The 10308-nt window shown below is 34.3% G+C and carries 10 protein-coding genes and 1 pseudogene; 1 reads left to right on the top strand and 10 read right to left on the bottom strand.

All coding sequences use genetic code 11. The annotated features are described in order from the left end of the window. Positions 1–115: 115 nt before the first annotated feature. Together LXM54_RS20415 and LXM54_RS20410 are read right to left on the bottom strand one after the other, a co-directional pair. Entirely contained in the window at positions 116–961 is an 846-nt protein-coding gene (locus LXM54_RS20415; protein ID WP_233317073.1) for an HAD-IIB family hydrolase, read from the bottom strand. Next, a pseudogene (locus tag LXM54_RS20410) lies at positions 933–1094 on the bottom strand (3-oxo-glucose-6-phosphate--glutamate aminotransferase); the annotation flags it as partial. The pseudogene LXM54_RS20410 and the gene LXM54_RS20415, both read right to left, overlap by 29 nt. A gap of 307 nt (positions 1095–1401) precedes the next feature. Between LXM54_RS20410 and LXM54_RS20405 the strand changes: the two are divergent. Further along, positions 1402–2391 (top strand): LacI family DNA-binding transcriptional regulator, encoded by a 990-nt coding sequence (locus tag LXM54_RS20405; protein WP_233317072.1) that lies wholly within the window; start codon positions 1402–1404, stop codon positions 2389–2391. Positions 2392–2490: 99 nt separating this feature from the next. On the opposite strand, the gene alsE is transcribed toward LXM54_RS20405, so the two are convergent. From alsE to LXM54_RS20365, 8 genes are all read right to left on the bottom strand, one after another. Beyond that, the gene (gene alsE / locus LXM54_RS20400; RefSeq protein ID WP_233317071.1) at positions 2491–3180 is read right to left on the bottom strand and encodes a D-allulose 6-phosphate 3-epimerase; all 690 of its coding nucleotides are present in this window, start codon (positions 3178–3180) and stop codon (positions 2491–2493) included. 118 nt (positions 3181–3298) lie between these two features. Next, positions 3299–4390, bottom strand: coding sequence for a PTS fructose transporter subunit IIC (locus tag LXM54_RS20395; protein WP_233317070.1), 1092 nt, complete (start codon positions 4388–4390; stop codon positions 3299–3301). Positions 4391–4447: 57 nt separating this feature from the next. Further along, positions 4448–4897 (bottom strand): PTS sugar transporter subunit IIA, encoded by a 450-nt coding sequence (locus tag LXM54_RS20390; protein WP_233317069.1) that lies wholly within the window; start codon positions 4895–4897, stop codon positions 4448–4450. 20 nt (positions 4898–4917) lie between these two features. Further along, a complete protein-coding gene (locus tag LXM54_RS20385) occupies positions 4918–5235 on the bottom strand; it encodes a PTS fructose transporter subunit IIB (RefSeq protein ID WP_233317068.1) in 318 nt (105 codons plus the stop codon). A gap of 11 nt (positions 5236–5246) precedes the next feature. After that, the gene (locus LXM54_RS20380) at positions 5247–5684 is read right to left on the bottom strand and encodes a PTS sugar transporter subunit IIA (protein WP_233317067.1); all 438 of its coding nucleotides are present in this window, start codon (positions 5682–5684) and stop codon (positions 5247–5249) included. Continuing rightward, positions 5674–7164 carry a BglG family transcription antiterminator gene (locus tag LXM54_RS20375; protein ID WP_233317066.1) on the bottom strand — a complete coding sequence of 497 codons (1491 nt, stop codon included), beginning with the start codon at positions 7162–7164 and terminating at the stop codon, positions 5674–5676. Before LXM54_RS20375 ends, LXM54_RS20380 begins: the two co-directional genes overlap by 11 nt. A gap of 611 nt (positions 7165–7775) precedes the next feature. Then, positions 7776–8786: an LLM class flavin-dependent oxidoreductase gene (locus tag LXM54_RS20370; RefSeq protein ID WP_233317065.1), complete on the bottom strand. Its 1011-nt coding sequence runs from the start codon at positions 8784–8786 to the stop codon at positions 7776–7778. Between the two features lie 27 nt (positions 8787–8813). Further along, positions 8814–10130 (bottom strand): NtaA/DmoA family FMN-dependent monooxygenase, encoded by a 1317-nt coding sequence (locus LXM54_RS20365; RefSeq protein WP_233317064.1) that lies wholly within the window; start codon positions 10128–10130, stop codon positions 8814–8816. Positions 10131–10308 lie beyond the last annotated feature (178 nt).

Genomic DNA, 10308 nt, shown 5'->3' with positions numbered 1-10308 from the left:
TAATGATGGGGTTTTTATCATTATTATTTCACGGTAATCTCCCTAATAAATAGCTTATTTTCATACTATCCACCCTACCTGAACCGGAAATCCCTACTTTTTATTTCACTCTTCTTTATCCGATAATTTTGTTTAAAGTCATTTTGATTCCTTTAGAGTATTCATCTTCTGATATATTAGGGAAAGCATTTTTAGCCTCTTGTGTTGCATTTTGAAGTAAATATCCATATTCCACTGCATGTAACATTTTAATATCATTTCCGCTATCTCCAAATGCAATCGCATTTTCTGGTCCTAACTTGTATTTTTCTAACATAAATCGCACGATTTCATCTTTACCTGTACCTATAGGAATAAAATCTACATCATAGCTATCCTCGGGATCACCAGCTAGAGGATTGCAACGATTTATATTTACAGAAACCCCATGTTCCTTACAAATTAATTCAATAGCTAACAAGTTATTTTTATCATTTATTTCATTTTGCTCTTGGTAATAATAATTATGCTTATAACGAGAAATACCTAATTGAGTTTGTGGATTTAAAAAGATATTATGATTCTCTCGTAGATGTTTAACCATTCTTTCCATCTTCTCTTTGCTAAAATCTTGATTTATTCGGCTATTCCAGTTAATATCTTGCTCACCAAAATTATGTTCAGAGAAATACGTTATTTCTGTCCCAAGATCACTTGCTATAAAATGAGGAAAGTATCTAAATTTACCTCTTTTCATCTTATCGAGAATAGATTCTATACTACTCCCAGTAACCCAGCCGATTTGTATGTCTCCGCTTTTACTTTTTTGTTCTAAATAATCTTCTAGCTCATAAATATCCTGCTGCTTCTCTTTATCAATCTTATGAGGAAAGTAAGTTTCATCAAAATCACAAAATATAATATATTTTGGTTGTTCAACAGGTGAAAGAGTTTTATACTCCAACGTCTTTTTTAATAACACTAAACAATCCCTCCATAACATGTCTTTCTTCTATAGTAAATGTTGGATACAACGGCAAATTTAAAATCTGGCTATGAGCGAGACCTGTGATGTGTTTGTCCTTGACCAATGGGGTGTTTCGCATGTGTGATAATTTGCTTTTAGTTGCATTCACATCCCTTTTCTGTAAATATATAGATAAATATTCTGCGATTTTGTACTTCATTGTTATTGATATAATTGTTTCACTGCTCATTCACAATGCGGTCTTCTATAAAAAATTCATGTACGTTACCTTAAAATAATAAACAGTATCAAGCTTTCTTACCTTTACCTGAAATCGTAAGCTTTTTTTCGCAAGCAGTACCTCCCCCAAATTGGTTATGTGGAAATCCATTGCAATTTTATCCTAATTTCTGAAATCGATAACATGTCAACATTTTTTCAAAGGATGGTAGTATATGCCTACAATTGATGAAATAGCTAGGTTATGTAATGTATCAAAAACCACTGTATCTCGTGTTTTGAATAATCACCCCTATGTTTCTAAAGAGAAAAGAGACATGATTTTAAAAGTTATCAACGAAATGGACTATATTCCTAATTCAATAGCTCGGCAATTCAGGAAAAATGAAACTCGAACAATTGCATTATCCGTACCGAGTATTGACCATCCCTTTTTTGCACAATTAATTAAAGGTGTTTCCCTGCAGGCATTAACTAATAATTATAAAGCAGTTGTTTTTCAAACATTTTATAACCAAACATCTGAACTAGAATTGCTAGAATTATTGAAGCATAAAGAAATAGACGGGGTTATTCTAGGAGCGTTAGAAAACGATTGGTGTAAAATAGAACCATTTTTAAAATACGGACCTATTTTGTTATGTAATGAGTATCACCATTGTGCTGATATACCCATAATTGGATATGATGAATTTGAAGCAACTTATAAAGCTGTAGTACATTTAATTGAAAAGGGGCATGAAAAGATTGGGTTTTGCTATGACACACCATATAGCGAAGCTCAATGCCAAAGAAAAGAGGGATACTTAAAAGCCTTAGCTGATTACAATCTACCTCAAAAACACGATTGGGTATTTGGCGGTGTATTTAATATAGAGGATGGTTTCCATCTCTTTAAACAGATTCATAACTTAAAAGATAGTCCAACTGCTATCTTTACAGGTAATGATCAAGTTGCAGCTGGACTTATCAAAAAAGCAACTATATCAGGGTTTAATATTCCCAAGGACTTAGCCGTTATAGGCTTTGATAATCAAATGATTTGCCAAGTAGTGACTCCAACTATAACAACAATTGATACCCCAATCATTGAATTAGGTCAAAAAGCATTGTTAAAATTGCTCGATTGCTTATTAGGAAATGTTAATTTAGAGAGGGAAGTTATTAGACTACCTACTAATCTTATCATTCGAGAGTCAACATAATTATATGAGACACTTTAGACTATTAAGTATTTCATAAAGGGGGTTAATAAATGGGAATAAAGAAAGAGGCGGGGATTCTCTCCCAGCCTCTGTAAACTTTTATTCTACTACTTTGCCAGTCATATCCTCATAATCTTTACACATTATTTCCCATGACTTTTTAATATCTTCATCTAATCCAAATAGACCGCTACGACCTATGATATAAATATCAGGATCTGCTGCATCAATTCTTTTAAATGTTTTTCGACTAGATGATCCATCCATTTCAATAACATATTGATAGCCTTTTTCATCACGTAACTCTCTTAATGCTACAATTTTATCTAGAGTGCTTTCAATAAAGCGTTGTCCAGCAAAACCTGGGTCTACTGTCATAATAGTAATTTTATCTACTAAATCAATATAAGGGAAAATTGTTTCAATAGGAGTTTCTGGATTTAATACTACCCCTGCTTTTAGTCCAGCATCATGTATTTGATCAATCAATCGGAAAGCAAGACCATCTAGTACTTCTGCATGCATACAAATCCATTCACACTTTAGATCCACTAATTGTTGAACCCAGAAGCTTGGATTCGTTACCATTAGATGGGCAGACATCGGTAAATCACTTATTTTTCGCACTTCTTGGACAAACCATGGAGATAATGTAATATTAGGAACATAATGCCCATCCATAATATCAATATGATAAGAATCTACATGATCGTTTAAAAACGTGATCTGCTCTTTAAACTTATCTAAATCCATAGTCATTAGTGATGGTGAAAATTCTACTTTTTTCATACTCTATTAATCCTCCGTAGATCTCTAGTTTCTTTAGGAATAATAATTGAGTTTGAATGGACCAAATTATTATTCCTAAATTTTTGTATTAGCCTTTATTTAACACGCTTACATTTTTTTATAGAATTTGAATATCATTTAAATCGATATCTTCTTCCTCTACTTCTATTTCCTCATCTTCGTTAACCTTTTTCTTAATTAAAGCCAACGCAACTCCTGTTACAACAACGTTTACTAAGATAGCTGCAACACCAGCCCATGGATTGGACATCGTTGGTAGCATAAATACGCCACCGAATGGTACCGTTGCATCAGCTCCTAACACCATCGTTACTGCTCCACCAGCTGCTCCACCTATGGCTACAGCGGTTACAGTACGAACAATATCATTCATAACAATTGGAATTACACCTTCCACAATGTTAACAACACCCATTGGCACTGCTGATTTCAATGTTTCCACTTCTGATCGTGTATAAATGTTTTTCTTGAAGATTTTTGCAATAAAGTAAGCTAATCCAAATCCGATTGGCGTTGCTGTATTTACTAATTGTAAAGCTGTGATAGGTCCATTAATGCCTTCTGCTTGCATAGTCAGAACGAAGGCAAATACTGTTTTGTTAATTGGTCCTCCAAAGTCAACTCCACTCAATAGACCAACAATTCCACCAAATACTAGTAGGGATGAAGTTCCTAAGCTGTTTAATCCATCTGTTAATAATGATGTAAGAGCAGCAACTGGAATTCCAATAATGTAAACCATGATTAGTCCACCAATAATAGAGGTGAAAAATGGAACAATTAACGTCGGCATTAATCCTTTAGCCCAACTAGGAACTTTAAAATGCTTAATAATAGCTACTGCAAGATAACCAGATAAAAATCCTCCTAAGATACCACCAATAAAGCCAGCACCAATTGCATTAGCACTTAATCCAATAATGAAACCTGGCGCAATTCCTGGTTTACCAGCAATAGAATAAGAAATTCCAGTTGAGATAACGACAGGTAATAAACCTAAGCCTGCTCCACCCATTGTTGCTAAAGCATCCCATAAGGAAAACTCTCCTTGTACTAAAGAACCTTGACTTGTTCCTCCAAAAGCCATACCAATTGCGATTAAGAAGCCTGCTCCACAAACAATTGGAATCAAGTATGAGATTGCTGTCAATAAATGGCCTTTAAGATTTAATTTTTTTAATCCACTCATTACTAACTCTCCTTTCAACTAAAGACCTCTTCAATAAATCTGTTTCTATAAGATTACTTAGCTACATAAAGCTTCTTTTACATCTTCAGCGTTTTTAGACTGTAGCATCTTCTCGATTACTTCGTCATTTCCTAGCTTTCTAGCAAATAATGATAGTAATTTCAGATGATTTTGTGCTCCATCATCATTTCCAACCGCAAACAGAATTATTCCCTTTACGCCCTTACCATCGAGAGTTTCCCAAGCAATTTCTTCTTGAGTAATCCCAATCGCTACTCCTATTTTTTCTACAGAATCACTTTTTCCATGAGGAATAGCAATATAATTTCCGATTCCAGTTTGTCCTATCGCTTCCCTAGCATAGATATCCTTTGTAAACTCTTCAATATCTTTGATGTATCCGTTTTCAAGCAAGACCTGAGCTAATTCCTGAATAGCTTCTTCCTTACTCTTAACACTCATGTTCGTTTTGATTGTATTTAAATCTACAATATTTTTCACTTCCATGATTATCTCTCCTTTTTTCATTATTTCTGTTGGTTGACAACCTCTGCTGCTTTTTCAATTAATTTATTTGGTGATTTAACCGCTATTTCTGTTGTAACTTGGATAATTCTTTTCCCGTCGAATCGTTCTCTTCCCGCAATCTTAACATCTGTTGCTAAAATAACGATGTCTGCTTCCGCAATTTGTTGTTGGCTCAATTCATTCTCTGTCCCGATCGTTCCTTGTGTTTCAATATGGATTTCATGGCCTGCCTTCTTACCAGCATTCTCTAATTTCTCCTGTGCGATATATGTGTGTGCAATTCCTACTGTGCAAGCTGCAACTCCTACTATTTTCATGATAATTCCTCCTAATATTTTATAATTTTATTTATAAATTCTTCTTTTTCATGACTGTTTAATAATCGGTCTAGATACTCCTCATCTGCAAGAGATCTAGTAAATAAGGCTATTCTCTTCTTCATATTAACGCTTTCATTTTTCTTTAGTAAAATTACAATCACTAGACAAATATTTTTTGTTTGGCAATCCCAAGCTTCAATTGGATTTGCTAAACGGATAAATAAAATTTGACTTTTCTCTAATTGGTCGCTTTCGATATGGGGCAACATAATATGCTCAGCAATTAATGTACTGCCCACTTTTTCTCTTTCATTTAAATGATGGATGACTTCATCCTTTGACATAGGATTATCTTGACCTACTATTTCAGCAATAAAAGCGTGTACTTCTTCTTTTGTTTGTAACTCACAATTAAAATGAATTTGATAGAGTGAATTAATTTCCATGATAAACTTCCTCTATCTTTCCCTGAAGTCTCTTCTGATCATCAATTGTAAACATCGCACTCACTAAGAGATAAGGAATTGGTACATCTTCCTTAATATGAACTGTACTCAGTATCAACTCAGCATCAGCATATTTCTCTTTTAGCATTTGAGTATTTCGTGATGCTACCACATCAACAATTTCTATCTCTGGAAATTTCTTAGAAACCTTTGCTTTTAAAAGCTCGGAAGTTCCTATTCCTGTTGTACACATAATGAGTGTTTTTATCGGACGTTGATGTTGACCCGTTTCAATTGCCTTTGCAAAATAAAGGGTGATAAACCCAATCTCATCTTCGTTTATGGCTGGTAGGTTGAATTTCTCACTCAGTAATTCCGAAACCTTCTTTACACCCATAAATACTTCTTCATACGTTACCTTAATCTGACTTAACAAACTGTTCTTAACCCGAATCTTATGCTCTAACCGGTTAAGCATCGGTTTAATATGGTTGGCTAAATCGATAAATATAGATTGACTGTCTATATCCATTCCTAAGTTAATACTCATTCCTTCCATATACTCTTTCGTTACTTGAATCACTTCTGATGAAAAAGTGGAAGTAATAGCATGAGATCCCTGCATTCTCGATGACACTAAATACTGATAAAGAAAATAGACCTCAATATCAGGCAAAGGACTGTTCAAATATTTCTCGATATTATGGACAATCACTTTAGCAACCGGATACAAAATATCCCGCTCCATGTTTTCCATTTCTTCTTTAGAAATCTCATCCGCGAACATTCTAGTCGGAACTATTCTTGTTCGGCTAAGTAGTATATATAAATGTGAGAAAATGTTTACATTATACGGGTAAGGAATGGTTATATTTAAATCTTCTTCAATTTTTCTTAATTGATCTAATATAAATAACACATCATACTGATTGAAGTTAAGTTTTGGATTCCTCTTTAAATCATCAATATCGATAATATTAAAGATTTCAATAATATCTTTAATCGCTTTTCGAATATTAACTTCTTCCCCAAGTATGGCTAATGTTCGATTTTTTCTCTCTAGAACCAAATTATATTTTTTAAGCTCTTCACTCATTATTTGCTCGTCATTAAAAGTCACAGAATCTCCTACATAATAGTGACTAAATAAATGATAAACATTTATAGGTTTGGGCGAAGACAACAATAGTTCTTCCATAATTCGTTTACGTCTCTCACTAGGCGTAAATTGCTTTTCTTTATCTTTATCATTACTTTTTTGAGAACTAATAAATTTTTCGTAATCTAGTTTATATCCTCTCCCTCTTTCAGATATGATTAAAGGGCCATCCTCGTACTCATTATTAATTTTATTTATTAAACGATATACCGTTTTTTGAGATACATTTAGTACTTCAAGGAGTTCCTTCGATGTAACATATCCTTGATTTTTGGAAAGAAACAGTAACAGTTCTTGTTCATAGTTGCTTTTAGAACTCATCTCCTTGCCTCCTTGATTTGATATTAACACACAATTTAAAAAACAATTCGCTGGAAAATGACCGTTGCAACGGTCACTTTTTTCCATACATTTTATAGGGTTTATCTTTAGTGCGTCAATGGTATTGTATTTTATTGCTCTAGCAGCTTAAATTTAATGGATTTTCTATTGCTTAAATTAAGTCCTATTAAGAAGTATTCCCTATGAATGTATATCTCGATGTAGCAAAAGTAAAAAAGAGACACTTAATGAGTTCAGTGAACTTTTAAGTGTCTCCAATAGAGAGGTATTGAGTTTTTTTTTGATAACGTGCCAATTAAAGACTGAGTCGATTCAACACCTACTTCCCCCTATTACGCGTAGTAAGATTAGATTACTTTTAATACCTCCATATTGCACTATCGCTCCCGTTAGTTTAAGTACATTTATTCACAAAGCTTTCATTTTATATAGTTTATTTATTACAGGGATATTGCCCTGTTTATGCTAGAAGAAAAAACAAAGGGACACTAATCCTTATTGGATCAGTACCCCTTGATGAAGAATTATCTTGAATGTCCATCGATCATTACAAGTTATTTAATACTACTTTGGTTTGAACCTATTAATTTTTATGATTTATTTAACTTATAAAATTCAGCTAACTTCTTGTATAATTTTAATCGAGTTTCAAATCCTCTTTGAGTGGTTGAAATGATTAATTCCTGTACATTTAATTCATTTGATAGTGTATCTAACTGTTTTTTTAACTCACTCCATGTGCCAATAATTAAGGTGGAAAGATAAGACGTGGCCGTTGATTGAAGCTGTGATGGAATTGTTATATTTTCAATGTTTGATAAATCCACGTTTTTTAAAGCACCTATGCTTTGTAAATATTTTACCGACATTATTTTCTTTTGAACGGCTACTTCTTCATCTGTTTCGCCACCAATGAGAGATAAACCTAAAATAACTGGAGGAGCTTCCTTCCCATGGTACTTCCGATATAGATTGCGATATAGTGTAATTGCCTCTTTTGCTCCTGTCGGATTATAGTGGTATGCAAAAGAATAATTCAATGCTTCTGTAGCTGCTAATTTAGCACTATATTGACTGGATCCTAAAAGCGAAATTGGTGGCAGTGATACTTCTTCTGGCATGGCAATTATATGGCTAAATGGATTCTCCCCTCTTGCTTGTTGGTTCGCATCATATCCTATTAACTCATGGAGTAATGCTTGTAAATCATCAGCACTATAAGGTTGTTGGGAACGACGGAGAGCGAGAGATGTTAACCCATCCGATCCAGAAGCACGTCCTATACCTAAATCAATTCGTCCTGGATAAAATGCTTCTAGTAACTTGAAATTTTCAGCCACCTTTAGTGGTGAATGGTTAGGAAGCATCACCCCTCCTGAACCTACACGTATGCGATTTGTAACAGCTGATATTTGACCCATTAGCATTTCAGGAGAAGCACCTGCAACAACAGGTAAGTTATGATGTTCAGTAACCCAGAATCGCTCGTAACCAATTTTATCGGCTGTCCTAGCTAATTCCAGTGTATTTAATAATGCCTCTTTCCCCGTAGTACCATAATCAATTGGAGCCATATCTAAAATGGATAAACGTTGAATCATATTTTTCACTCCTCCTTTATATTGTTTTTATAAGTTTATACGCCCGTATTGATAAGGCACTCCTAAATGATCACGTAAGGTTGATCCATCGTAATCTTCATGAAACAATCCACGCTTTTGCAAAATGGGAATAACCTTTTCTACAAAGGCTGGCAATCCATCATGAGTTCTATCTACTACAATCCCAAATCCATCGCAAGCACCTGCTTCAAAAATTTCTTGCATTTCATCCGCAATCTGTTCTGGACTGCCAAGAACAGTATGGTAAAAGTCAGTTACACCGTGTGCTAGCACGTCATAAACAGTTAATCCTTTTTTTAATAGTTCTACAGCTCGCTTCGAATGTAGCTGATAAGGATTGGGAACTAAACGACTTTGTATTTCTTCAGGTAATGGTTGATGAAGATTACTAAATGTAATTGGTACACCAACTATTGACGATAAATGATACACTTTAGCTGGTAGTTCATCTGCCATTAAAGAAAGTATTTCTTTTCTACGATTCAGTGCATCTTCATACGAGTTTCCCACAGTCACGAACAACCCCATAAACATTTTCACTTCATCGGCTTTTCTTCCGACTGCTTGAGTAATTCGATCAAGATTTGTTCGATGTTCTCTCCCTGTTTCTATATCTGACGCCACTGAATAAACCCCAGAAGCATACATACCAGCTAGCTCTAAACCTTCCTGTCCCCCTCCAGCCTGAAAGATAATAGGTTGTCCCTGTGGAGACGGTGGAATTGGTAATGGTCCCCGGGAAGAAACGTATTTACCTTGTAAATTGATAGGTTTTACTTGGGAACCATCAGCAAATATTCCTTTTTCCGTATCAAGTTTTAAGGCAGATTCACCCCAACTTCCCCATAAAGCCTGCACAATTTGTATAAATTCATTTGCTTGTTCATATCTGTTTTTTCGATCAGCAATTTCTTCTCCATAGTTAGCTGCAATACGTGGATCATTTGTTGTAACAGCATTCCAGCCAATACGACCTTTACTTAATACATCAAGAGCCTTTAATTGACGTGCTACATTATAGGGATGATTAAATGTTGTCGATTGAGTAAGTACTACACCAATTTTTTCAGTTTCTCGAATAATTTGGCTAGTAATAACAATAGGATCAATCGTTGCAGAAGGAGCATGAAAAGTTAAGTCTTCTCTTACTGCAGGGTGATCAGCTATAAAGACAAATTGAAATTTACCTTTTTCTGACCACTTTGCTGCGTTTACAAGGGAGTCCGAATCCATATAATGGTATGGATTTGATCTCCATGCGCTCCTAGAAGCACCATAATTCATATTTTGTGAAGCTAGTAACATCTTTTTAGATGATTTCATTCTTTATTCCTCCATTGTCATTTAAATAATAAATCCATTTTTTTTGAAATGATTATTCCAGCTAATTATGTTATTATTAGCGTAATCAATAACTATAATTTTAACAAGTACTGTGTTTTTTCGTATATACTACTAAAAATCATAGTATTGTGTGTTTGTAAGATTTACAGATCATACT

The organism is Bacillus sp. Au-Bac7, from assembly GCF_021341655.1.
Classification (GTDB): domain Bacteria; phylum Bacillota; class Bacilli; order Bacillales; family Cytobacillaceae; genus Niallia.
This window is presented reverse-complemented; position numbering and strand designations above follow the sequence as displayed.

Excerpts from the sequence above, each read along its gene's own strand:
- alsE (WP_233317071.1), bottom strand. The coding sequence starts at position 3,180 with ATGAAAAAAGTAGAATTTTCACCATCACTAATGACTATGGATTTAGAT.
- LXM54_RS20370 (WP_233317065.1), bottom strand. The coding sequence starts at position 8,786 with ATGATTCAACGTTTATCCATTTTAGATATGGCTCCAATTGATTATGGT.
- LXM54_RS20390 (WP_233317069.1), bottom strand. The coding sequence starts at position 4,897 with ATGGAAGTGAAAAATATTGTAGATTTAAATACAATCAAAACGAACATG.
- LXM54_RS20385 (WP_233317068.1), bottom strand. The coding sequence starts at position 5,235 with ATGAAAATAGTAGGAGTTGCAGCTTGCACAGTAGGAATTGCACACACA.
- LXM54_RS20365 (WP_233317064.1), bottom strand. The coding sequence starts at position 10,130 with ATGAAATCATCTAAAAAGATGTTACTAGCTTCACAAAATATGAATTAT.
- LXM54_RS20395 (WP_233317070.1), bottom strand. The coding sequence starts at position 4,390 with ATGAGTGGATTAAAAAAATTAAATCTTAAAGGCCATTTATTGACAGCA.
- LXM54_RS20380 (WP_233317067.1), bottom strand. The coding sequence starts at position 5,684 with ATGGAAATTAATTCACTCTATCAAATTCATTTTAATTGTGAGTTACAA.
- LXM54_RS20375 (WP_233317066.1), bottom strand. The coding sequence starts at position 7,164 with ATGAGTTCTAAAAGCAACTATGAACAAGAACTGTTACTGTTTCTTTCC.
- LXM54_RS20405 (WP_233317072.1), top strand. The coding sequence starts at position 1,402 with ATGCCTACAATTGATGAAATAGCTAGGTTATGTAATGTATCAAAAACC.